Annotated in this window: 19 protein-coding genes and 3 tRNA genes; 15 read left to right on the top strand and 7 right to left on the bottom strand. The window is 72.7% G+C overall.

What is annotated here, in order from left to right:
- Positions 1-176 precede the first annotated feature (176 nt).
- Together OG906_RS23145 and OG906_RS23140 are read left to right on the top strand one after the other, a co-directional pair.
- Positions 177-1364, top strand: coding sequence for a carboxylate-amine ligase (locus OG906_RS23145; RefSeq protein ID WP_329445439.1), 1188 nt, complete (start codon positions 177-179; stop codon positions 1362-1364).
- A 225-nt stretch (positions 1365-1589) separates the two neighbouring features.
- Complete coding sequence (locus OG906_RS23140) at positions 1590-3203, top strand: MFS transporter (RefSeq protein ID WP_329445437.1); 1614 nt, start codon at positions 1590-1592, stop codon at positions 3201-3203.
- On the opposite strand, the gene OG906_RS23135 is transcribed toward OG906_RS23140, so the two are convergent.
- Positions 3200-4153 carry an IS481 family transposase gene (locus OG906_RS23135; RefSeq protein ID WP_329440639.1) on the bottom strand — a complete coding sequence of 318 codons (954 nt, stop codon included), beginning with the start codon at positions 4151-4153 and terminating at the stop codon, positions 3200-3202. The genes OG906_RS23140 and OG906_RS23135 overlap by 4 nt on opposite strands.
- A 303-nt stretch (positions 4154-4456) precedes the next feature.
- On the opposite strand from OG906_RS23135, the gene OG906_RS23130 reads away from it, so the two are divergent.
- Positions 4457-5437 carry a CinY protein gene (locus OG906_RS23130; protein ID WP_329445435.1) on the top strand — a complete coding sequence of 327 codons (981 nt, stop codon included), beginning with the start codon at positions 4457-4459 and terminating at the stop codon, positions 5435-5437.
- Positions 5438-5560: 123 nt separating this feature from the next.
- On the opposite strand, the gene OG906_RS23125 is transcribed toward OG906_RS23130, so the two are convergent.
- The 3 genes from OG906_RS23125 to OG906_RS23115 all read right to left on the bottom strand — a co-directional run bounded on the left by OG906_RS23125 (position 5561) and on the right by OG906_RS23115 (position 5969).
- A tRNA-Ile gene (locus OG906_RS23125) sits at positions 5561-5637 on the bottom strand.
- A 181-nt stretch (positions 5638-5818) separates the two neighbouring features.
- Positions 5819-5891, bottom strand: a tRNA-Asn gene (locus tag OG906_RS23120).
- A 5-nt stretch (positions 5892-5896) separates the two neighbouring features.
- A tRNA-Asn gene (locus tag OG906_RS23115) sits at positions 5897-5969 on the bottom strand.
- A gap of 146 nt (positions 5970-6115) precedes the next feature.
- On the opposite strand from OG906_RS23115, the gene OG906_RS23110 reads away from it, so the two are divergent.
- The 4 genes from OG906_RS23110 (at position 6116) to OG906_RS23095 (ending at position 11780) form a co-directional block, all read left to right on the top strand.
- Entirely contained in the window at positions 6116-6421 is a 306-nt protein-coding gene (locus OG906_RS23110) for a YtxH domain-containing protein (protein ID WP_329445433.1), read from the top strand.
- A gap of 85 nt (positions 6422-6506) precedes the next feature.
- On the top strand, positions 6507-7955 hold the full coding sequence (locus tag OG906_RS23105) for an FGGY family carbohydrate kinase (RefSeq protein ID WP_329445431.1): 1449 nt from the start codon (positions 6507-6509) through the stop codon (positions 7953-7955).
- Positions 7956-8127: 172 nt separating this feature from the next.
- Positions 8128-9861 (top strand): ABC transporter ATP-binding protein, encoded by a 1734-nt coding sequence (locus tag OG906_RS23100; protein ID WP_329445429.1) that lies wholly within the window; start codon positions 8128-8130, stop codon positions 9859-9861.
- The gene (locus OG906_RS23095) at positions 9858-11780 is read left to right on the top strand and encodes an ABC transporter ATP-binding protein (RefSeq protein ID WP_329445427.1); all 1923 of its coding nucleotides are present in this window, start codon (positions 9858-9860) and stop codon (positions 11778-11780) included. Before OG906_RS23100 ends, OG906_RS23095 begins: the two co-directional genes overlap by 4 nt.
- A 101-nt stretch (positions 11781-11881) precedes the next feature.
- Here the strand turns inward: OG906_RS23095 and OG906_RS23090 are convergent, their stop codons facing one another.
- Together OG906_RS23090 and OG906_RS23085 are read right to left on the bottom strand one after the other, a co-directional pair.
- Positions 11882-13015, bottom strand: coding sequence for an RNA polymerase sigma factor (locus tag OG906_RS23090; RefSeq protein WP_392891784.1), 1134 nt, complete (start codon positions 13013-13015; stop codon positions 11882-11884).
- A 204-nt stretch (positions 13016-13219) separates the two neighbouring features.
- Positions 13220-13909: a SanA/YdcF family protein gene (locus OG906_RS23085; RefSeq protein WP_267826282.1), complete on the bottom strand. Its 690-nt coding sequence runs from the start codon at positions 13907-13909 to the stop codon at positions 13220-13222.
- Between the two features lie 364 nt (positions 13910-14273).
- Here OG906_RS23085 and OG906_RS23080 point away from each other — a divergent pair, with 364 nt between their 5' ends.
- From OG906_RS23080 to dnaG, 4 genes are all read left to right on the top strand, one after another.
- Entirely contained in the window at positions 14274-14987 is a 714-nt protein-coding gene (locus OG906_RS23080; protein WP_329445424.1) for a sirohydrochlorin chelatase, read from the top strand.
- A 65-nt stretch (positions 14988-15052) separates the two neighbouring features.
- Positions 15053-16366 carry a deoxyguanosinetriphosphate triphosphohydrolase gene (locus OG906_RS23075; protein ID WP_329445422.1) on the top strand — a complete coding sequence of 438 codons (1314 nt, stop codon included), beginning with the start codon at positions 15053-15055 and terminating at the stop codon, positions 16364-16366.
- Positions 16367-16474: 108 nt separating this feature from the next.
- Positions 16475-17749 (top strand): NAD(P)/FAD-dependent oxidoreductase, encoded by a 1275-nt coding sequence (locus OG906_RS23070; RefSeq protein ID WP_267797920.1) that lies wholly within the window; start codon positions 16475-16477, stop codon positions 17747-17749.
- Between the two features lie 34 nt (positions 17750-17783).
- On the top strand, positions 17784-19685 hold the full coding sequence (dnaG, locus tag OG906_RS23065) for a DNA primase (protein ID WP_329445420.1): 1902 nt from the start codon (positions 17784-17786) through the stop codon (positions 19683-19685).
- A 37-nt stretch (positions 19686-19722) separates the two neighbouring features.
- Here dnaG and OG906_RS23060 read toward each other — a convergent pair whose 3' ends face one another.
- Positions 19723-20166: a gamma-glutamylcyclotransferase family protein gene (locus tag OG906_RS23060; RefSeq protein WP_329445418.1), complete on the bottom strand. Its 444-nt coding sequence runs from the start codon at positions 20164-20166 to the stop codon at positions 19723-19725.
- Positions 20167-20344: 178 nt separating this feature from the next.
- Between OG906_RS23060 and OG906_RS23055 the strand changes: the two genes are divergently transcribed.
- From OG906_RS23055 to OG906_RS23040, 4 genes are all read left to right on the top strand, one after another.
- Positions 20345-21055, top strand: a complete 711-nt coding sequence (locus tag OG906_RS23055; RefSeq protein WP_329445416.1) for a hypothetical protein — start codon at positions 20345-20347, stop codon at positions 21053-21055.
- The gene (locus tag OG906_RS23050; protein ID WP_329445414.1) at positions 21052-22326 is read left to right on the top strand and encodes a HAMP domain-containing sensor histidine kinase; all 1275 of its coding nucleotides are present in this window, start codon (positions 21052-21054) and stop codon (positions 22324-22326) included. The genes OG906_RS23055 and OG906_RS23050 overlap by 4 nt, the downstream gene beginning before the upstream one ends.
- A gap of 227 nt (positions 22327-22553) precedes the next feature.
- Positions 22554-23096, top strand: a complete 543-nt coding sequence (locus tag OG906_RS23045) for a hypothetical protein (protein WP_329445412.1) — start codon at positions 22554-22556, stop codon at positions 23094-23096.
- 135 nt (positions 23097-23231) lie between these two features.
- On the top strand, positions 23232-23864 hold the full coding sequence (locus tag OG906_RS23040; protein ID WP_329445410.1) for a class F sortase: 633 nt from the start codon (positions 23232-23234) through the stop codon (positions 23862-23864).
- Positions 23865-23919: the final 55 nt, after the last annotated feature.

The following is a 23919-nucleotide window of genomic DNA, read 5'->3' as shown; positions in this document are numbered from 1 at the left end:
TTTTCCCGCCTGTTCACGCCCGCGCAACAGCCGCCCCACCGGAAACGGGCACCCCACCCCGAGTCGGGTCTTGCCGCTAACTCGCCATTATCACCGGACATTTGACCGAATCGGCGTACCCTCCTCGCCTCCCGCTCGGCCCATGATGAAAAGACTCGTATGTCCAGGGAGGCGTAGTGATCGAACCTGGCAACAGCACCACGAGCACCAGTCACACCGGCGTCCGCGCCGCGGACAGCGGCGGTCTGCACCTCATGGGCGGCGTCCCGGCCCCCCTCACGCTCGGGATCGAGGAGGAGTTCCTCCTCGTCGATGCCCGCACCCTGCGCGTGGTCCCGGCCGCACCTCTCGTCCTCGCCACCGCCGCGGGGCTCCCGCACGAGCTGCACCCCGAGGGGACCCGCTACCAGGTGGAGATCGCCACCCCGATCGCGGACTCGGCGATCACGCTGCGGGCGGAGCTCAGCGCCCTGCGGCGCTCCCTCGGCGCGGCGGCCCGCGCCCACGGCTGCCGGCTGTTGGCGGCGCCCTCGCCGATCCTGGCCGTGGAGGGCCCGCTGCACCTGACCGACGACGAACCCCGCCAGCGCGAACAACACCGCCGGTTCGGCGCCCTGACCGACACCCTGGTCAGCTGCGGACGCCACATCCACATCGGCACCCTCGACGTGGACACCGCCGTGGCGGTGTCCAACCGGGTCAGACCCTGGCTGCCCACACTGATCGCGCTGGCGGCCAACTCGCCCTTCTGGGGCGGCCGTGACACCGGCCACTCCAGCTGGCGCGCGATGGCCTGGGCGGGCTGGCCCTCGGCGGGCCTGCCCCCGCACTACACGTCCACGGCCCACTTCCGACGCTCGGTACAGACCCTGCTCGGCTCCGGGGCCGCCCTGGACACCAAGATGGTCTACTGGGACCTCCGCCCGTCCGGGCACTGGCCGACGCTCGAAATCCGGGCGCCCGACATGTCCTCGGACATCGACTCGGCCATCCTCCAGGCGGAACTGGCCCGCGCCCTGGTGGCCACGGCCCTGCGCGAGATCGCCGAACACGTCCCCGACCCGCCGGTGCGGGACGACGTACTGCGCCTGGCCCGCTGGCGGGCGGCCCACGACGGCCTGGAGGGCTTCGGCCTGGACCCGTACTCCGGCACCGAACTCCCCGCGGCCGACCTGGCGGAAGCCCTGTTCGACCGGGTCGCCCCGGAACTGGCGGCGGCCGGCGACCTCGACCACGCGGCCAAGGCCCTGGCCGGCCTGTTGCGCGACGGCTCGGGCGCCCACCGCCAACGCGTGGCGTACGCCCGCCGCCAGGACCTGATGGACGTACTGCGCCTCGTGGCGGACGACACGGAGGACGACTAAGCACGGCCCGACCGCCAACCGCCAACCGCCGACCGCCGGCCCCGGATGCCGGGTCGGTGGTCGGGGGCGGGTCGGCGGGACACCGGGTCGGGGCCGGGTCGGCCACCGGGCCGCGGGTCGGCGGGCCTCGCCCGTACCTCGCGCACGGGGCGGGCCGCCTCCGTCCGGTTGACCGCCTGGCGCGCCGACCCTCCGGGGCCCCCGGGCGGCTGGAAGCATGCGGCAATGGCTTCCCCAAGCACGGCCGAGAGTTCGGCGAAGGCGCGGCTCGTCCTGCTGACGCTCGCGTCCGGTCAGTTCCTGATGGCGCTCGACAGTTCCGTCATGAACGTCTCCATCGCCACGGTGGCGGAGGACGTGGGCACGACCGTGACGGGCATCCAGGGCGCGATCACCGCCTACACCCTCGTGATGGCCATGTTCATGATCCCCGGCGGCAAGGTCGGGGCGCTGATCGGCCGCAGACGCGCGTTCATGATCGGCTGCGGTGTGTACGGGGTCGGCTCCCTCACCACCGCGCTCGCACCGAACCTGCCCGTGCTGCTGCTGGGCTGGGCGTTCCTGGAGGGGCTCGGAGCCGCGCTCATCCTGCCCGCGATCGTGGCGCTCGTCGCCGGCAACTTCTCCGTCGAACGCCGGCCCGCCGCCTACGGACTCGTCGTCGCGGCGGGGGCCGTGGCCATCGCGGTCGGACCGCTCATCGGCGGTGTCGCGACGACGTACTTCTCCTGGCGGTGGGTCTTCGCCGGCGAGGTCGTGGTGGTGCTCGGCATCCTCGTGCTCGCGCGCCGCATCGCGGACGCCCCGCCCGGTGAACGCCGGAGCGTCGACTACGTGGGCGCCGTCCTCTCCGCGCTCGGGCTCGGGATCTTCGTCTACGGCGTGCTCCGGTCCGACGAGTGGGGCTGGTTCCAGCCGAAGCCCGACGCGCCGTCGTGGATCGGGGTGTCCCTGACGACATGGCTGATGCTGGCGGGTCTGCTGCTGATCCGGATCTTCCTCCACTGGGAGGCGAGGGTCGTCGAGCGCGGCGGGGATCCCCTCGTCGATCCCGGCATGCTGCGGAACAGGCAGCTCACCGGCGGCCTGACGATGTTCTTCTTCCAGTACCTCGTGCAGATGGGCGTGTTCTTCGTCGTCCCGCTCTACCTGTCCGTCGCCCTGGGCCTCACCGCGCTGGAGACCGGCGCCCGTCTCCTGCCGCTCTCGGTGAGCCTGCTGGCCGCCGCGACCCTGATCCCGCGCTTCCTCCCGGACGTCTCGCCGCGGCGGGTGGTACGGCTCGGCACCCTCGCGCTGCTCGCGGGAGCGGTGGTGCTGATGGCCGCGCTCGACGCGGACGCCGGAGCGGAGATCGTCACCCTCCCCCTCCTGCTGATCGGGCTGGGCATGGGCGCGCTGGCATCCCAGCTCGGGTCGGTCACCGTGTCCGCGGTACCGCAGTCCCAGAGCGCGGAGGTCGGCGGCGTACAGAACGCCGTCACCAACCTCGGCGCCTCGATCGGCACGGCACTCGCCGGATCGATCATGATCGGCGCGCTGACGACGTCCTTCCTGACCAACGTCGAGGCGAATCCGGCGGTCCCGGACAGCGTCAAGAGCCAGACGACCGTCCAGCTCCAGAGCGGCGCGCCGTTCCTGTCCGACGCCCAGCTCAAGACCGCCCTGGACGAAGCCGGCACGAGCCCGGAGGTGTCCGAGGCGGCCATGACCGCCAACGCCGACGCCAGGCTCGACGGCTTGCGCGCGGCGCTCGCCATCCTGGCCTTCGCCGCGCTCATCGCCCTGTTCTTCGCCCAACGGATCCCGTCGACCCAGCCCCGCTCGACGGAGCCCTAGGTGTATTGACCCGCAGGGTTGTTCACACGGTTGATGGGTGGGTTGCCGTCGAGTGCGGTGTGGCAGCGGTGGTGGTTGTAGGTGTGGAGGAAGTCTGTCAGGGCTTCGGTCCGTTCCTGGTTGGAGGTGTAGGGCCGCAGGTAGGCCCACTCGTCCAGCAGGGTGCGGTTGAAGCGTTCGACCTTGCCGTTGGTCTGGGGCCGGTAGGCACGGGTGAGTTTGCCGCTCGCGCCGAGCTCGGCCAGGACGGCTTTCCAGGCCAGGCCCTTGCGGTAGGCCCACGCGTTGTCCGTGAGGACTCGTTCGATGCGGGTGATGCCCTGGCTGTGGAAGAACGCGGCCGCGCGGGTGAGGAAACCCGCGCAGGTCGCGACCTTCTCGTCGTTGTGGATCTCGCTGTAGGCGAGGCGGGAGTGGTCGTCGACCGCGGAGTGGACGTAGTCGAAGCCCATCCCCCGGATCGGCCGGCCCGCGTCGCGGCCCAGGACGCGGTGGCCGCCGCCGTCGGGGATCCGGCCGAGCTTCTTCACGTCCACGTGGATGAGTTCGCCTGGGTGGTCGCGTTCGTAGCGGCGGATCACAGTGCCGGTCGGACGGTCCATGAACGCGAGGCGGTGCATGCCGTGGCGGGTCAGGATCCGGTGGACGGTCGAGGCGGGCAGCCCCAGGACCGGGCCGATGCGGGCGGGGCCCAGTTTGCGTGCCCGCCGCAGGTCACAGACTCTCGTCTCCACGTCGGCGGGGGTCCGGTGCGGCGTCGTGCGGGGCCGGCTGGAGCGGTCGTGGAGCCCGGCCTCGCCTTCGGCCCGCCACCGCCGCATCCACTTGTGGGCGGTGGCCCGCGATATGCCCATCTCGGCGGCCACGTGGGCGACCGGTCGGCCCGATACGACGCGTTCGACCAGCAGGCGCCTACCGAAGACGGTCAGCCGGGCATTACGGTGGGACACGAAGACCTCCGTTGCGCAATGGGTTCCTAGACAGCTCCCACCACACCGGAGGTCTTCGTCATGTTCAAGACCTACCGAGTGTCAACAACGCTCGTGATCAATACACCTAGGCCCTGTCGTCGAAGTCTCGCCCGGCCCGCGGCGCCACTTCGACGACAGGACCCAGGGTTGACCGCCCGTGTACACCGGCTGGGACGCGCGAGCGTGCCGGCCGCCGCGCGCGTGCGGAGCCCGGGGCGGGCGCGCAGCATGGAGGCAGGGCTCGCCCTCCCCGGGGCGCGCCCCGGACGCCTGGAGCTCCGCATGTCCCACCTTCCGCTCCCCGGCCGGCCCCGGCCCGCCGCCGCGACCGCCGCGGCGCTCTTGGCGGTCGCCCTGGCCGCCGTGCCGAGCGGCCCCGCCCACGCCTTCACCGGGGACAACCACGAGGACGTCACCCGCGCCGCGCTGCCCTGGGAGCCGGTGACCCTGACCGCGATGGCCGACGCCCGCAGCGGCGCGATCAACGCCAACGACCACCGCCCCTACTTCGACGTCGGCCCCCTGCACTGCGACAACGCCGACTACCTCGACCCCCGCCACGCCCGCGGCTACCCTCGTACCCGGGACGAGGCCACCACCGAGCTCCTCGCCTGCGTCCGTACCTCCGTCGCCCGCTTCCGCAACGCGGTCCGGGCCGCGGACGGCCTCGTCGACGCCGACGGGAAGGTGCGCGCGGACCAGAGCGACCTGTCCTCCCCCTGCGCGTGGGACGGGAAGCCCGGGCGGGCCAAGTGCGCCGTCCTGGAGCAGCTCGGCCGCGGCTGGCACCAGATCGAGGACTTCTACTCGCACTCCAACTGGGTCGACCGACCGGCCCCCGGCCCGATCGGCCTCGACAACCCGCCCGGGTTGGAACGCACGGACGTCGCGCCGTTCCTCGACATCCGCCGCTACAGCGCCCTGACGGACGCCGAGTGGACCCGCGAGGCACGCGAGCGGATCCCCGGGGACCTCACCACCGGCTGCTACCCCGACATGGACTCCACCGGGGTCAAGCCCCCTGACTGCGCCGGCCGCGTCGCCCACAACCGCGTCCTGAACAAGGACACCGCCGCGTCCGACCGTTCGAGGACGGGCGACAACTTCCGGCACGCGACGGCCGGGGCCACCGCCGAGATCGCCCGGCAGTGGAAGGACTTCGAGGCCGGGCTGCTCGCGGCGTACCCCGACCGCGGACGCGGCGCCGGGATGGTCTGCGCCCTCACCCACGACGCCCCGGCCACGGCCTGCCCGACCGCCTGACCCCCGCCCCGCGCCCACCGCCCCGCACGACAAGGGGGCCGGAAACGAGAAGGTGCCTCGGCCCAGCGAGGCTGGGCGAGGCACCGGATTGGCTGGTCGCAACGTTTCTGCGAACCAGCCCCGTGGTGGGGCGGGTGGGACTCGAACCCACGGCCGACGGATTATGAGTCCGCTGCTCTAACCGGCTGAGCTACCGCCCCTTTACGGCGTGGCGCGTACATGTGTGCGCGCCGTCTGCCGCAGCATAGCCGCTCATACGATCTCCTGCCTCGGATGCCTCGCATGATCGGCTTCGCTGTCCAGAGAGACCGCGCCGAGCGCTGCCCGGTTCCGGAATCAGGGCAAAAAAAGGAGGACCCTTGCGGGCCCTCCTCTTCTTTGCTCCCCCGACTGGACTCGAACCAGTAACCTGCCGATTAACAGTCGGCTGCTCTGCCAATTGAGCTACAGGGGACCGCGCTCCCCCGACTGGACTCGAACCAGTAACCTGCCGATTAACAGTCGGCTGCTCTGCCAATTGAGCTACAGGGGATTGCTGCGTTGCACCGAACAGCCCACCTCCGGCGTTTGCCGGGGGGCGAGCGCCCGTTGCGAGTCATAGATTAGCGCAAGCAGGGGGGTGCTCCGCCAATCGGTATCGGCGGCAGGCCGGGCACCACACGACGAAGGGTGACAGGCATGCGGTACAAGGTCACGTTCGCGGTCGGACTGGCCGTCGGGTACGTGCTCGGGACCCGGGCCGGGCGCGAGCGGTACGAGCAGCTGAAGAAGTCGGCCCGTGAGATCGCGCAGAACCCGGCGGTCCGCAATGCCGCGGAGACGGCCGGTCAGAGCGGTCGCCGGTTCGCGGGCAAGGCCTACGCCGCGGTGAGCGACAAGGTCGGCGACGCGGTGCCGGAGGCGTTCGCCGAGCGGGTGCGGACCCTGCGCGGTCGGGGCACCGGCGCCGGCGGCGAGGACGACTGGGGCACCAGCAACACCTGAGGCCGGCCGGAGGCCTCCCTCGGCCCGTGGCCGGGAGGCCTCCTCGACGGCGGAGTCCGCCGGTGCGTGCGGCAGAATTCTCCGCATGGGGATAGTCGCCGGGCTGGACAGCTCTTCCACCTTCACTCGCATCGTCGTCTGTGACGCCGACACGGGTGCCGTGTTGCGCCAGGGCTACGCGCCCCATCCGCAGCCGACGGGCGAACCGGGGGGTACGAACCCCCACGAGACGGACCCCCAGGCGTGGCTGCTCTCGCTCGGCGAGGCGGCCGGCGGCGGTCTCCTCGAAGGGGTCCAGGCCATAGGGGTCTCGGCGCAGCAGCACGGCCTGCTCCCCTTGGACACGCAGGGCGCCCTCGTGCGTCCGGCACTGGTCGGGAACGACAAGCGCGGGCAGGTCGCCGCGGCCGAGCTGATCGAGGTGCTGGGCGGTCGCCGGGGCTGGGCCGAGGCCGTGGGCTGCGTCCCGCACTCCGCGCAGCCGATCGCGAAGCTGGCCTGGCTGGCCCGTACCGAGCCCGAGTCGGCGCGTCGGGTGGCCGTGCTGATGTCCCCGCACGACTGGCTCGTCTGGCAGTTGCTCGGTCGGCCCGCCCGCCGCACCACCGACCGGGGCGGCGCGTCCGGCACCGGCTACTGGTCGACGGCGACCGGGACCTACCGCCCCGACCTCGTCGAACTGGCCCTGGGGCACCAGGCGCTGCTGCCCGAGGTGCTCGGCCCGGCCGACGCCGCCGGGACCACCCCCGAGGGGCTGCTGATATCCGCCGGCACCGGCGAGACCATGGCCGCCGCCCTCGGGCTGGGCCTCGGTCTGGGCGACGCGGTGGTGTCGCTGGGCGCCTCCGGTTCGGTGATGGCGGTGCACCACCAGGCGCTGCCCGACCCGGGCGGCCTGATCACCTCGCTCGCCGACGCGGGCGGCATGCACCTGCCGGTGGTGAACGTCTCCAACGCCGTACGGGCCCTGCGCGGCACCGCCGAGCTGCTGGGCACCGACCTGGAGGGGTTGAGCGCGCTGGCGCTGAAGTCGACTCCGGGTGCGCACGGCCTCGTCCTGCTGCCGTACCTGGAGGGCGAGCGGACGCCGAACCTGCCGCAGACCTCGGGGACCCTGTCCGGGCTGCGGCGGGACTCCATGAAGCCGGAGCACCTGGCGCGGGCCTCCTTCGAGGGCATGCTGTGCGGGCTGGCGGACGCCCTCGACATCCTGCGGCACCGCGGGGTGGACATCCGTCGGGTGTTCCTGCTGGGCGCGGCGGCCGAGCTGCCGGCCGTGCAGGCGGCGGCGCCGGGCCTGTTCGGGACGCAGATCGTGGTCCCGGCCCCGGCCGACTACGCGGCGCTGGGCGCGGCCCGCCAGGCGGCGTGGGCCCTCGGTGTGGCGCGCGGCACCCTCGCCCCGCACACCCCGCCGGTCTGGCCGGGTCCGGCGGCGCAGGTCTTCGAGCCGGACGAGGACTACCCGGCCTGGCAGGCGGTGCGCCAGCAGTACGTCGCGACGCGCGAGCAGATCCACCCCGGGGCGTTCTAGGCCGGCGGGCTTCGGGCTTCGGCCCGGAGGGGGTGCGCCCGGTCGGCGGGCGCGGGGGGTCCGAGACGGCCTACTCCTTTTGACCTGCCTTTGCGAAAACGGGTGGGGATCAGGCACCCGATTGGCCGAAGATGGAGCGAACCCCCTCGATCTTGCCGACCGGAGCCTGCGCGTGCTCATACGACTTCTGCGGACCCATCTGGGTCCGTACCGGAAACCCATCGCCCTGCTGGTGCTGCTGCAACTGCTGCAGACCAGTGCGAGCCTCTACCTGCCCACGCTCAACGCCGACATCATCGACAACGGTGTCGTCAACGGTGACACCGGTTACATCCTGCGCTTCGGCGCGTTGATGCTCGGTGTCTCGCTCGTCCAGCTCGTCTGCAACATCGGGGCCGTCTACCACGGCGCCCGCACCGCGGCGGCGCTCGGCCGGGACGTCCGGGCCGCCGTCTTCGACCGCGTGCAGAGCTTCTCCGCGCGGGAGCTCGGCCAGTTCGGCGCCCCGTCCCTGATCACCCGTACGACGAACGACGTCCAGCAGGTCCAGATGCTGGCGCTGATGACCTTCACGCTGATGGTCTCGGCGCCGATCATGTGCGTCGGCGGCATCGCGATGGCCCTGTCGCTCGACGTGAAGCTGTCCGGCGTGCTGCTCGCGGTCGTCCCGATCCTCGGCCTGGCGGTCGGCGCGATCGTCTTCAGGACGCGGCCGCTGTTCCGGAAGATGCAGACCCGCCTGGACATCGTGAACCGGGTGCTGCGCGAGCAGATCACCGGCAACCGCGTGATCCGCGCCTTCGTCCGCGACGCGTACGAGAAGGAGCGCTTCCGGGAGGCGAACGCCGAGCTCACCGGGGTGTCGCTGGCCTCGGGGAAGCTGCTCGCGCTGATGTTCCCCGTCGTCATCGTCGTCGTGAACATCTCCAGCGTCGCCGTCATCTGGTTCGGCGCCATGCGCGTGGACAGCGGTGGCATGGAGATCGGCCAGTTGACGGCCTTCCTCGCCTATCTGATGCAGATCGTCATGTCCGTGATGATGGCCACCTTCATGTTCATGATGGTGCCGCGCGCCGAGGTCTGCGCCGAGCGCATCCAGGAGGTCCTGGACACCGAGTCCAGCGTGGTCCCGCCCACCGACCCGGTGCGCGAGCTGCGGCGGCACGGGCAGTTGGAACTGCGCGGCGCCGACTTCCGCTACCCCGGCGCCGAGGCCTCGGTGTTGCGGGGCGTCGACCTGGTGGCCCGTCCCGGCGAGACGACGGCGGTGATCGGTTCCACGGGCAGCGGCAAGTCCACGCTGCTGGGGCTGGTCCCCCGGCTGTTCGACGCGACCGGCGGCGAGGTGCTGGTCGACGGGGAGGACGTGCGCCGGCTGGATCCGGAGCTGCTGGCCAGGACGGTGGGCATGGTGCCCCAGAAGCCGTACCTGTTCTCCGGCACCGTGGCCTCCAACCTGCGCTACGGGCGCCCGGACGCCACGGACGAGGAACTGTGGCAGGCGCTGGAGGTGGCCCAGGCCAAGGAGTTCGTGTCCGCGCTGGAGGGAGGCCTCGAAGCGCCCGTCGCCCAGGGCGGCACCAATGTCTCCGGCGGTCAGCGGCAGCGGCTGGCGATCGCCCGCACGCTGGTGCAGCGCCCGGAGATCTACCTGTTCGACGACTCCTTCTCGGCGCTGGACTACGCGACGGACGCGGCGCTGCGCGCGGCGCTGTCCCGCGAGACGGAGGACGCGACCGTGGTCATCGTCGCCCAGCGGGTGTCCACGATCCGTGACGCCGACCGGATCATCGTCCTCGACGAGGGCCGGGTGGTGGGCGAGGGACGCCATCACGAGTTGATGGCCGGCAATGAGACCTACCGGGAGATCGTGCTCTCCCAGCTGACGGAGGCGGAGGCGGCGTGAGCGGGCCCGGAGGACGAATGATGATGGGGCCGGCCCAGCGGTCCATGGACTTCAAGGGGTCCGGCAAGCGGCTGCTGGGGCAGCTCGCGCAGGACCGGGTCAAGCTGTGGGGCATGGTCGTCGCCGTCATCGGCAGCGTCGCGTTCACGGTGGTCGGCCCGAAGATCCTGGGTCATGCCACCGACCTGGTGTTCGCGGGGATCGTCGGCCGGCAGATGCCGGCCGGGATCACGAAGCAGCAGGCGCTGGACGACCTGCGCGCCAGGGGCCAGGGCGGCATGGCGGACATGCTGTCCGGGACGGCCTTCACCCCGGGCCAGGGCATCGACTTCGGCGCCGTCGGGGTCGTGGCGATCTGGGCGCTGGTGGTCTTCACCCTCGCCGGTCTGCTGATGCTGGTCGCGACGCGGCTGTCGAACCACGTGATGAACGGCACCGTGTACCGGATGCGCGAGGAGCTCCAGGCGAAGCTGTCGCGGCTGCCGCTGTCGTACTTCGACCAGCAGAAGCGCGGCGAGGTGCTGAGCCGGGCGACGAACGACATCGACAACATCGGGCAGACCCTCCAGCAGACGATGGGGCAGTTGCTGAACTCGCTGCTGACGATCGTCGGCGTGCTGGCGATGATGTTCTGGATATCGCCGCTGCTGGCGCTGGTCGCGCTGGTGACCGTGCCGGTCTCGATCTTCGTCGCGGCGAAGATCGGCAAGAAGTCGCAGCCGCAGTTCGTTGCGCAGTGGAAGACCACGGGCACGCTCAACGCGCACATCGAGGAGATGTACTCGGGGCACAACCTGGTCAAGGTCTTCGGGCGGCAGAAGGAGTCCGCGGCGGTCTTCGCCGCGGAGAACGAGGAGCTGTACAAGGCTTCCTTCAAGGCCCAGTTGGTCAGCGGCATCATGCAGCCGGTGATGTTCTTCATCTCGAACGTCAACTACGTGCTGATCGCGGTCGTCGGCGGTCTGCGGGTGGCCTCGGGCACCCTGTCGATCGGTGACGTGCAGGCCTTCATCCAGTACTCGCGCCAGTTCTCGATGCCGCTGACGCAGGTCGCCTCGATGGCGAACCTGGTGCAGTCCGGTGTGGCCTCGGCGGAGCGGGTGTACGAGCTGCTGGACGCCGAGGAGCAGGAGGCGGACGCGGAGGTCCCGGAGCGTCCGGAGTCGCTGCGCGGCCAGGTCACCCTGGACAAGGTCGCCTTCCGTTACGAGCCGGACAAGCCGCTGATCGAGAACCTCTCGCTCACGGTCGAACCCGGGCACACGGTCGCGATCGTCGGCCCGACGGGCGCCGGCAAGACCACGCTGGTCAACCTGCTGATGCGGTTCTACGAGGTCACGGGCGGCGAGATCGCCCTGGACGGCCTGGACATCGCGAAGATGACCCGCGAGGAGCTGCGGAGCGGGATCGGCATGGTGCTCCAGGACACCTGGTTGTTCGGCGGCACCATCGCGGAGAACATCGCCTACGGTGCTTCGCGCGAGGTGACCCGCGCGGAGATCGAGGAGGCCGCGCGGGCGGCGCACGCGGACCGTTTCATCCGCACCCTGCCGGACGGCTACGACACGGTGCTGGACGACGAGGGCGCGGGGGTCAGCGCGGGCGAGAAGCAGCTGATCACCATCGCGCGGGCGTTCCTGTCGGACCCGGTGATCCTGGTGCTCGACGAGGCGACCAGTTCGGTGGACACCCGTACCGAGGTGCTGATCCAGAAGGCGATGGCGCGTCTCGCGCACGGCCGTACGTCCTTCGTCATCGCGCACCGGCTGTCCACGATCCGCGACGCGGACGTGATCCTGGTGATGGAGAGCGGGTCGATCGTGGAACAGGGCACCCACGAGGAGCTGTTGGCGGCGGACGGCGCCTACGCGCGGCTGTACGCGGCGCAGTTCGCGCAGGCGGTGGCCGAGGTCGACTGACCGGGCGGGGTCGTCGCGGTCGTGTCAGGGGTGCCCTCGTCGAGGGGGCACCCCTTTCTGCTGGTCCGTCCGGGTCGCGTGCGGTCCGGACGGCGTGCGCGTCAGTCCAGGTAGCCGCGGAGCTGGTCGGCGAAGGCGTGGTCGCGCAGCTTGTTGAGGGTCTTGGACTCGATCTGGCGGATCCGCTCGCGGGTCACGCCGAAGATCCGGCCGATCTCCTCCAGGGTGCGCGGCCGCCCGTCCGCCAGGCCGTAGCGCAGTTGGACGACCTTGCGTTCGCGCTCGCCGAGGGTGGAGAGCACGGCTTCCAGGTGCTCGCGGAGCAGGAAGAAGGCCGCCGACTCCATGGGCGAGGTGGCGTCCCCGTCCTCGATGAGGTCGCCGAGGGCGACGTCGTCCTCCTCGCCGACCGGGGCGTGCAGGGAGACCGGCTCCTGTGCGAGGCGGAGCACCTCCAGGACCCGCTCGGGGGTCAGTTCGAGGTGGACGGCGACCTCTTCGGCGGTGGGCTCGTACCCGCGTTCCTGGAGCATGCGGCGCTGGACCCGCACGACGCGGTTGATCAGTTCCACGACGTGGACGGGGACGCGGATGGTCCGGGCCTGGTCGGCGAGGGCCCGGGACATCGCCTGCCGGATCCACCAGGTGGCGTAGGTGGAGAACTTGTAGCCGCGGGCGTAGTCGAACTTCTCGACGGCCCGGATCAGCCCGAGGTTCCCCTCCTGGACCAGGTCGAGCATGGTGAGCCCGCGGCCGACGTAGCGCTTGGCCACGGAGACGACGAGGCGCAGGTTGGACTCGATGAGACGGCGTTTGGCCATGCGTCCCATGACGACGAGCTTGTCCAGGTCGAGGGTGAGCTGGAGGTCGAGGCCGGGGGTGTTGCCCAGCTTCTCCTCGGCGAACAGCCCGGCCTCGACGCGTCGTGCCAGGTCCACTTCCTCCGCGGCGGTGAGCAGCGGGATCCTGCCTATCTCGCGCAGGTACTGGCGGAAGAGGTCGGCGGAGGGACCCGCCCCGCTCCCGCTGTCCGCGCTGCGCCTGCGCTGCTCCGGCACCGGTTCGATCAGCTCCAGGACCTCGGGCTCGTCGTCCACGGCTTCAGCCTCTGCCTCGACGGGTTCGTCGGCCCGAGCGGGGTGACTCACGTTCACGGTCAGGGTCTGGGTCTGCACGGGGGCGACCTCCAGGGCTCCGAGGACGGGGGCACCGCACCTCAGTGTGGGGTACGACACATCGCCGCCACGAGGGGCGTGCGAGCACTTTCTGAGTCCGGTGCGTGACCGATGGTTACCCCCTGGCGGGAACCCCGATGCGGATCGGACGGATGTCCGAGAAGGCCGACGCCCCGTCCTCGCGCGGAACCCGCGTGGTCGTTCGCCGCTTCGACGGAGGGGCCCGGGAGCCGCCCCAAACCGCGGCATACGCCGACGGTGGCGTCAGTCCGCCAGAGCGGCCAGGGCCCGCGAGACCCCTTCCTCCTTCGGTCCCAGGAAGCGCGGTTCGGGCCGCAGCGTCGCGTCCAGCGCCGCCTTGCCGGCGGCGAAGACCTCGCGGGTGCTGCCGTAGTACCAGGTGGAGTCGTGGACGTCGTCGACCCCGACCCCGTACGAGTCCACGCCCGCGGCCCGGCACAGTGCGACGGCCCGCCGGATGTGGAAGCCCTGGCTGACCAGCACCGCCCGGTGCACCCCGAAGATCTCCTTGGCGCGCACGCAGGAGTCCCAGGTGTCGAAGCCCGCGTAGTCGCTGACGACCCGGTCGTCCGGCACCCCGTGCCCGGTGAGATAGGTGCGCATCGCGTCGGGCTCGTCGTACTCCGTCCGACTGTTGTCGCCGGTGACCAGGACGACCTTGACCTTGCCGGCGCGGTACAACTCGGCTGCCGCGTCGAGCCGGTCGGCCAGGTACGGGGTCGGTCTGCCGTTCCACAACCCGGCCCCGAACACCACGGCCACGTCGGCCGCCGGCGCGTCGGCCGTGGTCCGCAGCCGCGGCGCGGCCGTCGCGTGCGTCCAGGCCGAGGGCAGCAGCGCCAGCACGCAGCCGACCATGACGGCCTGCACTGCCCGCCGCCGGGCCTTGACGGTGCGCAGCGGCAGCCTCGGCCTCTTCCCGATCCCACGCATGACGGTCCCCCCGGTGGTGCCCTCGGATGTGTCGCTGATCAGGACGCGGGGAGGAGGCGCGCGGTTTCGGCGCACGCCCCGGGGCGTGCGCCGGCCACCGACGGCGCGCGGAAAGCACAGCGCCCGACGGGCGCCGGTGAGCAGCCGGTAAAGACCCGTCACCCCGGCGCAACGCCCCGGCAACCTCGACCCCGCAGGATCGGTTCATGACGGAGTCGGCGCACCCGCCCGAGTACCAGTCCATCCCCCTCCCTCCCGCCACCGCCGCGGAGCTGCTGACGCGGATCACCGCGCAGCTCGGCACGCAGCTCAGCGGACTGCGCCCCCGGCACGGCCCGGGCGCCCGGCACCACGGAGTCCACGCATGCACCCCACCCTCGTCGCCGTGGCCCACGGCAGCCGCGACCCTCGTGCCCTGCCCACCGTCGAGGCCCTGCTCGAACGGGTCCGTGAGCTCCGCCCCCGGCTCGACGTCCGGCTGGGGCACGTCGAGCTGAACCGGCCGTTGCTCGCCGACACCCTCGACCGCGCCACCGGCGAGGCCGTGCTGGTGCCGCTGCTGCTCAGCCGGGGGCACCACGTCAAGCGGGACCTGCCCGCGACGGCCGCCCGGGCCGGCCATCTGCGGACCCGGGTCGCCGAGCCGCTCGGTCCGCATCCGCTGCTGGTCGAGGCCCTGTACGAGCGGCTGCTGGAAGCGGGCTGGAGCCCCGGCACGCCCGTCGTGCTGGCCGCGGCCGGCTCGCGCGACCCCGACGCCGCCGCCGACGTCCGCCGCGGCGCGGCCCTGCTCTCCGAGCGCCTCGGCGGCGTCGCCGTGGTCCCGGGCCACGCCTCTGCCGCGGCGCCGAGCGTGCCCGACGCCGTGCGGGCGCTGTCGGTCCGGACCGGGCGCCGGGTCGCCGTCGCCTCGTACTTCACCGCGCCCGGCCGGTTCGCCACCGCGAGCGCGGCCGCCGCGACCGGGCCGGCCGCGGCGCCGCTGGGCGCGCACCCGGTGCTGGCCCGGCTGGTGGTGCGGCGGTACGAGGAGGCCCTGGCCCGCCGGGAACGACCGCTGGAGCGGGCCGTCGCGTAGGTCCCGCCGGGGTCGGGTCCGGTCGGATCGCCCGCCTTGACGGTGGTTCCGGTTACCGTCTGACCATGGAAGGCTTGGAAGGCACCACCGCACCCGCCCGTCCCGTCGACCCGTACGACCCGGCCGACACCGAGCGCTGGGCCGCCGAGCCCGACAAACGGCCCGGCCGGACCGCCTTCCAGCGGGACCGCGCCCGGGTGCTGCACTCCGCCGCGCTGCGCCGGCTCGCCGGCAAGACGCAGGTCGTCACCCCGGGCACGCGTTCGTACGACTGGGACGCGAGCCCTCGTACGCGCCTGACGCACTCGCTGGAGTGCGCGCAGATCGGCCGGGAACTCGGGCTGGCCCTGGGTTGCGATCCCGATCTGGTCGAGGCGTCCTGCCTCTCGCACGACATGGGCCACCCGCCGTTCGGCCACAACGGCGAGGAGGCGCTGAACGAGTTCGCGAAGGACTGCGGCGGCTTCGAGGGCAACGCCCAGTCGCTGCGCCTGCTCACCCGCCTGGAGCCCAAGCGGTTCGTGCCCGATGCCGTGTCGGGCGAGCTCGTCAGCGTCGGCCTGAACCTCACCCGGGCCTGCCTGGACGCCGCCACCAAGTACCCCTGGGCCCGCGGTGACCACCCCACCGACCCGGGCTCGGTCAAGTTCGGCGCGTACGAGGACGACCTGCCCGTCTTCGAGTGGCTGCGCCGGGGGGCGCCCGCCGACCGCAAGTGCTTCGAGGCGCAGGTCATGGACTGGGCGGACGACGTGGCGTACTCCGTCCACGACTTCGAGGACGGCCTGCACGCCGGCCACCTCGACCCGAACCTGCTCTTCGCGGAGCCCGAGCGCGCCACGATCTGGCGGGTCGCCATCGGTCGGTACGTGCCGGCCGACACCGCGCCCGAGGAACTGCGCGAGGCCCTGGACCGACTGATGGAGCAGGAGTGGTGGCCGCACGGCTACGACGGATCCGCCATCGCGCAGGCCCGGTTGAAGGACGCCACCAGCCAACTGATCGGCCGTTTCTGCACGGCCGCCGAGACCGCGACCCGGGAGGCCCACGGGCCGGGCCGGTTGACCCGGTACTCCGCCGGACTGGTGGTCCCGCGCGAGGCCCGCAACGAATGCGCCGTCCTCAAGGCGGTCGCGGACCTGTACGTGATGCAGCGCGACGAGCAGGAGCGGGTCCGCGCCGACCAACGCGTCGTCCTGGCCGAACTCGCGGAGGCGCTCAGCGCCCGCGCGCCCGAGGGCCTGGAACCGCAGTTCAGGGCGATCTTCGACGCCGCGACGGACGACAAGGCCCGCAAGCGCGCGGTCGTCGACCAGATCGCCTGTCTCACCGACGCGTCCGCGCGCTCCCTTCACGCCCGTCTCACCAGAAGGCCCTGACGCTCCGAAGGGTGAGCCGATCGGGCCATTCCCCCTTCACGGGGCAGGCTCAGTGCGGGACGCTCGCATGTGGTCGCATGTGGCGGAGAGGTTATGAGGAGGCATCAGGTGGTCGACGCACACCGAACATTCGTCATCGTCGGCGCGGGACTGGCCGGGGCAAAGGCGGCCGAGACGCTGCGGACCGAGGGGTTCACCGGCAGGGTGATCCTGATCGGCGACGAACGTGAGCATCCCTACGAACGGCCTCCGCTGTCCAAGGGCTACCTGGCGGGCAAGGAGGAGCGCGAGAGCGTCTTCGTCCACGAGCCGTCCTGGTACGCGCGCTCGGACATCGAGCTGCATCTGGGTCAGCCCGCGGTGCAGCTCGACCGGGACGCGAAGAAGGTGGTGCTGGGCGACGGCACCGCGCTGCACTACGACAAGCTGTTGCTGGCGACCGGTGCGGAGCCGCGCCGCCTCGACATCCCGGGCACGGGCCTCGCCGGCGTGCACCACCTGCGGCGGCTCGCGCACGCCGAGCGGTTGCGCAACGTCCTGGCCGGCCTGGGCCGGGACAACGGCCACCTGTTGATCGCGGGCGCGGGCTGGATCGGCCTGGAGGTCGCTGCGGCGGCGCGCGGGTACGGCGCGGAGGTGACCGTGGTCGAGCCGGAGGCGACTCCGCTGCACGCGGTGCTGGGCCCGGAGATCGGCCGGCTCTTCGCGGACCTGCACGCCGAGCACGGGGTCCGCTTCCACTTCGGCTCCCGGCTCACCGAGATCGTCGGGCACGACGGGATGGTGCTGGCCGCCCGTACCGACGACGGCGAGGAGCACCCGGCGCACGCGGTGCTCTCGGCGATCGGCGCCGCGCCGCGCACCGCGCTGGCCGAGACCTCGGGGCTGGCCCTGATCGACCGGGAGCACGGCGGCGGGATCGCGGTGGACGCGTCCCTGCGCACCTCCGACCCGGACGTGTTCGCCGTCGGGGACGTGGCGGCGGCGCACCACCCGGTGCTCGGGACCCGGCTGCGGGTGGAGCACTGGGCGAACGCCCTCAACGGCGGTCCGGCCGCGGCGCGGGCGATGCTGGGCCGGGAGGTCTCCTACGACCGGGTGCCCTACTTCTTCTCCGACCAGTACGACGTGGGCCTGGAGTACTCGGGGTACGCGCCGCCCGGCGGGTACGACCAGGTGCTGATCCGCGGCGACGTGGGGAAGCGGGAGTTCATCGCCTTCTGGCTGTCCGACGGCCGGGTGCTGGCCGGGATGAACGTGAACGTGTGGGACGTCACCGAGCACATCCAGGCCCTGATCAGGTCGAAGGCGCCGGTGGACCCGGGCAGGCTCTCGGACCCGTCGGTTCCGCTTTCCTCGCTGGTGGTGGCGGAGGGGGCCTGACGGGAATGCCGTCGCCCGGCCGTAGACTTCACGGGTGGCAGGACGGATCAACGACGACGACGTGAAGGCGGTACGGGACGCGGTCCCGATCGACGCCGTGGTCTCCGACTACCTCCAGCTCCGCAACGCGGGTGGCGGCAACCTCAAGGGCCTCTGTCCCTTCCATGACGAGAAGTCCCCGTCCTTCCAGGTCAGCCCCGGCAAGGGGCTGTACCACTGCTTCGGCTGCCAGGCGGGCGGGGACACCCTCGACTTCATCATGAAGATCGACCACCTCTCCTTCTCGGAGGCGGTCGAACGGCTCGCGGGCCAGGCCGGCATCACCCTGCGGTACGAGGAGGGCGGCTACACCGCCGGCACCAGCGGCCGCGGCGAGCGGATCCGGCTGGTCGAGGCGCACAAGGCCGCCGCGCAGTTCTACGTGGAGCAGCTCGACGGTGCCGAGGCCGAGATCGGCCGCAAGTTCCTGGCGGAGCGCGGCTTCGACCAGGCGGCCGCCACGCACTTCAGCGTGGGCTACAGCCCGGCCGGCTGGGACCACCTGACCCGGTTCCTGCGCGGCAAGGGCTTCACCGACAAGGAACTGATCACTTCCGGGCTGGCGCAGGACAGCCGCAGCGGCAAGCCCATCGACCGGTTCCGCGGCCGGCTGATGTGGCCGATCCGCGACATCAGCGGCGAGGTCGTCGGCTTCGGCGCGCGCAAGCTGCGCGACGACGACAACGGCCCCAAGTACCTGAACACCCCCGAGACCGCGATCTACAAGAAGTCCCAGGTCCTCTACGGCATCGACCTGGCCAAGAAGGAGATCGCCAAGACCTCCCGGGCCGTGGTCGTCGAGGGCTACACGGACGTCATGGCCTGCCACATGGCCGGGGTCACCACGGCGATCGCGACCTGCGGCACCGCCTTCGGCGGGGACCACATCAAGATCCTCCGGCGCCTGCTGATGGACAACGCCACGGCCGAGGTGATCTTCACCTTCGACGGCGACGCCGCCGGCCAGAAGGCGGCGCTGCGCGCCTTCGAGGACGACCAGAAGTTCGCGGCCGAGACCTCGATCACCATCGCCCCCGGCGGCATGGACCCCTGTGACCTGCGCCTGGCGCAGGGGGACGCCGCCGTGTCGGGGCTGGTGGAGGCCCGGACCCCGCTGTTCGAGTTCGCCCTGCGGCACATCGTGTCCCGGCACAACCTGGAGAACCCGGCGGGGCGCGCGGCCGCGCTGGCCGAGGCGGCACCGGTCGTCGCCAGCATCAAGGACCTCTCGATCCAGCACGAGTCGGCGGTCCAACTGGCCGGCATGCTCGGCATCCTCGACGAGCAGTTCGTCGTCAAGCGGGTCGCCCAGCTGGCGCGGTGGGCGCGCGAGCGCGGCAACCAGCCGCAGCAGCAGGGCCGGGGGCGCTCCCGGGAGGAGGCCGCCCCCACCGCGCCGGCGCCGCTCGGCGGCGGGCCCGCGCTGAACCTGCGCAGCCCCGCCCACCGCACCGAACGGGAGCTGCTCAAGTTGGCGCTCCAGCGGCCGGCCCTGGTCTCCCCCGCGTTCGACGCGTACGGGATCGACGAGTTCACCGCCCCGCCCTACGCGGCGGTCCGCCAGGCCATCCAGGACGCCGGCGGCGCCTCCCAGGACACCGACGACTACCTGGCCCGGGTCCGCGAGGCCGCCCCGAACGACACCGTCCGCGCGATGGTCACGGAGCTGGCGGTGGAGGCCATCCACTCCAAGACGGTGGACGAGATCTATGCCGGGGTCCAGCTGGTGCAGGTCCGCCTGCGCGCGGTCGACCGCCGGGTCCTCGAAATCCAGGGCACGCTGACCCGCCTGAGCCCGCAGGCCCCGCCGGAGCAGCACGCGGCGGTCCAGGAGGAGCTGTGGGTGCTCCAGCAGTACGGCCGGCGGCTGCGCAACCGGGGTGCCGAGGGGCTGTAGTCCCGCGACGCCCTTACACCCGGTCGGGCGGGGCCGCTCAGCGGCCGAGCCAGTCGCCGCCGGGGATCTCGGTGCCGGAGGCGGCCAGGTCCCGGGCGAGCAGCGGGGAGGCCAGGTACACCCACGCGGGCACCGGGGTGCCGTCCGGGAGCAGGGCCTCGCGGACGACCCGGTCGTACAGGTTGCCCGGCCGGTCCGGCCCCTCGTACTCCTCCAGCAGGTCGAGCGCGACCAGCAGTTCCGCGTACCGGCCGAGGGCCGGGGTGATCAGCTCGCCTCGTATCGCGGAGCCGGGGCGCGCGACGGCGTAAGGATATCCGGGGCCCTCGTAGAGGACGGCGTCCGCCAGCGTGGCCGGCGTCTCGGCGGCGACCCGGCCCCGCAGGAACAGGTCGTGGTTGACCTCGCCGGGGCGCAGGGTGCCGTACACGAAGAACGGCAGGGGTGATCCGACCGATTCCGGCCGATCGACCGATGTCACGGGGTGCTCCTTCGGGTTCCACTGGACGTTCGGCGGGGTCGGCCCCGGGCCGAAAGACCCGACTTCCCCCGCACGATCCCACCGTACGCACCGCTGTTACACAATCTCCCGGTCCCCGTGACGGGCCCCGTCCATCATCGGATTCCGCCCGTCCCCCACCCCACGGCTGCCCTCCTCCATGACGCGATCGCCCCACCGTCCCCTCGCCGCCCTGCTGCTGTGCGCCCTCGCCGCGGTGTCGGGCGGCTGCGCCTCCCCCGGCGGGCTCGCCGCGGGCGAGCCGGCGCCCCCGGTGTCCACGCAGCCCCGACCCGAGCCGCTCTGGCGGGCCTGGGTCGACGACTCCCCCCGTTCCCCGGGCGCGGAGGCCGCCGCCGGGGGCACGCCTCCGGCGCCGCTGCCGCACGCGCCCGCCCTCGGCCCGGACGGGCTCGCGGGCGTGGACGTCGCGGACGTCGTGCGGGCCGACCGGAACATGGCGCACTACGCGACCCGGGGCAGAATCGACGCCCCCGGCCGGCCCGGGCTGCGGCCGCCCGTGTACCTGGACCTGACCGGCGACGGGAAGCCCGAGCTGATCGTCGCCGCGGACACGGAGTCCGGGCGCACCGCGCTGACCGTGTACACGGCGCAGGACGGGCGGATCGTTCCCGTCCTCTTCGCGACGGGCCGGCGGATGGCGGTCGAGTCCCTGGGCCGGGACCTGCTGATCCGCACGGCGGCGGACGCGGGCGCGCAGCAGGCCGTCCGATACCAGTGGGACGGGCGGCGGATGACGGTCGTCAGCGAGGAGCGCCGCTACGGCGGGTGCGGTTCCGGCGGTGCGTCCGGGGCGCCGCCCGCCCCCGGCGCCTCGCCGGGCGCGGACCGCGGGCGGGTGGGGCGGTGAGACGCCTCGGGGCGCGGGTGCGGCGCCTGCCGGGGGCGCTCGGCCTGCGCTGGAAGATCGCCGTCCTGTTGGCCGTGGGGTGCTCGCTGGTCGCCGTCACCATCGGCCTGCTGATCCACGACGCGCGGATCCGTCAGGTCGGGGAGGCCGCCCGGGCGGGCGCCGTGGCCCAGTTGGTCCGGGTACGGCAGGTGTACGAGCTGACGGGCGGGCTCGACTTCGGCAGGGTCGGGGAGATCGACGCGCGGATCGACTGTCCGGGCCTGCCGCCGGGGCTCCGGGAGGCGGCCCTCGCGGGGCAGCGCACGACCTGGCTCGACCTGGGCGGGGAGCACCCGACGGTGTGGGCGGCCCGTCCGGTGGGCGGGGAGCACGTCCTGTCCGTACGGCGGTCACTGGCCCGCGAGCAGGCCGAACTGGACGAGCTGGACGCGCAGTTGGTGGCGTACGGGGTGGGTGTCGTGGCACTGGCGGCGGTCGGCGGGGCGCTGCTCGCCAGCCGGATGAGCCGGGACCTGCGGGCGGCGGCGGAGACGGCCCGGCGCATCAGCGAGGGGGACCTGGACGCGCGGATCGGCCCGGCGGGGGCACCGGGTACGCGTGACGAGGTGGCCGAACTGTCCGCGGCCGTCGACATCATGGCCGCCAGTCTCCAGCAACGCCTGGAAGCGGAGAGGCGGTTCACGGCGGACGTGGCCCACGAGCTGCGGACTCCGCTGACGGGCCTGCACACGGCCGCGGAACTGCTGCCGCCCGGGCGGCCCACCGAACTGGTGCGCGACCGGGTCGCGGCACTGAGGACCCTGACGGAGGACCTGCTGGAGGTGGCCCGACTGGACGCGGACCGGGAGGAGGCCCGCCTGGAGGCGCATCCGCTGGGGCCGCTGACGCTCTCGATCACCCGGCGCTCCGGGGTGGAGGCCGAGGTCATCGGGGGCGACACGACCGACCCCATCCGCACGGACGCCCGCCGGTTGGAGCGGATCCTGACGAACCTGCTGGTCAACGCGCGCCGCCACGGCGCGGGCCCGATCTCGGTCACGGTGTCCGGGAACACGGTGACGATCCGGGACCAGGGGCCCGGCTTCCCGGAGGAAGTGCTGCGGGAGGGGCCCCGGCGATTCCTGACGGGGACGCCGGAACGGGGACAGGGCACGGGGCTCGGCCTGACCATCGCACTCGGTCAGGCCGCGGTGATCGGCGCCTCGGTCACCCTGTCGAACCCTCCCCCGACCGGCGCCTCGGCGGTGGTCACCCTCCCCGACGCCTGAACGCCCGGCGGGACGGGGGTGGTCCGGACGCTCGGGCGGGCGGGACCCCAAGGCGGGCGACGGGGACGCGGTTCACCCGTCCGGCCGGGGGCCGCAGATGACCCGAACCCTGCCCTTGACCTGCGAGAACGCTCGTACGACCGGCATACCTGACACCTCATCAGCAGGCACGACGGCTCGACCCCGGGTTACCTCGGGATCACGACCCCGCGTCCCGAGGAGTCCCCATGCGCCGACGCACCGCACACGTGCTCACCGCCACCGCGCTGACCGCCGTCGCCTTCGCCGGCCCGGTCGCCGGAGCGGTCGCCGCCGCGGACCTCGGCATGCCCGGCTTCGTCGCGGGGGACTTCGCCCCGCTGGAGGTGTGGCCCAAGTCCGCCGTCGCCGGGGCCACCGTCACCGTGAACACGACCGCGTGCGGACCCGGCAGCAGCGCCGACGGTGACGCCACCACCGTGGGGGGCGGCCGTTTCAAGCTGGTCCCGGGCACCCACAAGGAAGTCGTCGTGGGGCAGTTCCAGGTCTCCCGCCACCACGCACCCGGCACCTATGACATCGGGGTGACCTGCGCGAACGGCAAGTTCGCCACCGGCAACCTGATCGTCACCGAACGCGGCCCGCAGGGCCACGTCCACACCGGGGTCGGTGGTGGGACGACCACCACCGCCAACCCCACCAAGATCGCGGCGGGAGCGGCCGTCCTGGCCGCGGTCGCCGTGTGCGGTACCTGGCTCATGCGTCGCCGGGCGAGCGGCACGCAGAGCTGACGGAGGCCCGCCGCGGCTTCGGCCGCGGTCCGACCGGTACCGCATCCCGTCGCCCGCCCCGCGAGGTCCCCCCGTTCGCGGGGCCGGGCGACGGCTCAGCCACAGGAACGGCACGCCGAGCGCAAGGGGGCAGACATGGGCACCTCCCGCGCCGCCGGCCGCGGCGGGCTCCTCGCCCTGGCCGCGTGCGTCGGCGTCTGGCTCGTCTCCAACGGCTCCGCCGAGACCACGGGGCCCCCGCTGCCCTCCCCCGCCGAGGCCCTGAACACCTTGAGCGCCCAGGCCTCGTACCCCGGGAGCATCGATCCGCTCCCCGGCTCACCGCCCACCCGGATCCGGATCCCCGCCATCCGTGTGGACGCCCCGCTGACCGGCCTCGGCCTGGAGCGCGACGGCAGCCTCCAGGTGCCGCCGCCCGCCCGGCGCGACCTCGCGGGCTGGTACCGGGAGGGCGTCACGCCGGGCGCCGTCGGCACGGCCGTCATCGCCGGACACGTCGACCACGCGACCGGTCCGGCGGTCTTCTACCACCTGGGCGCACTGCACCGCGGGGCCGCGATCGAGGTGGCGCGCGCGGACGGGCGCACGGCGGTGTTCACCGTCCACGCCGTCGAGGTGTACGAGGCCGAGGACTTCCCCGACGACCGCGTGTACGGGCTCTCGCCGCGCGCGGAGCTCCGGGTGATCACCTGCGGGGGCGGCTTCTCCCCCCGTACGGGCTACCAGGGCAACGTGGTCGTCTTCGCGCACCTGACGGGAACCCATTAGGGCGCGCACCGGGTCGTGAGCGACGAGCGCCCCTGCCGCCCGGGCGTACGACGCG

Origin of the sequence: Streptomyces sp. NBC_01426 (assembly GCF_036231985.1) — a bacterium.
GTDB lineage: Bacteria > Actinomycetota > Actinomycetes > Streptomycetales > Streptomycetaceae > Streptomyces.
This window is presented reverse-complemented; position numbering and strand designations above follow the sequence as displayed.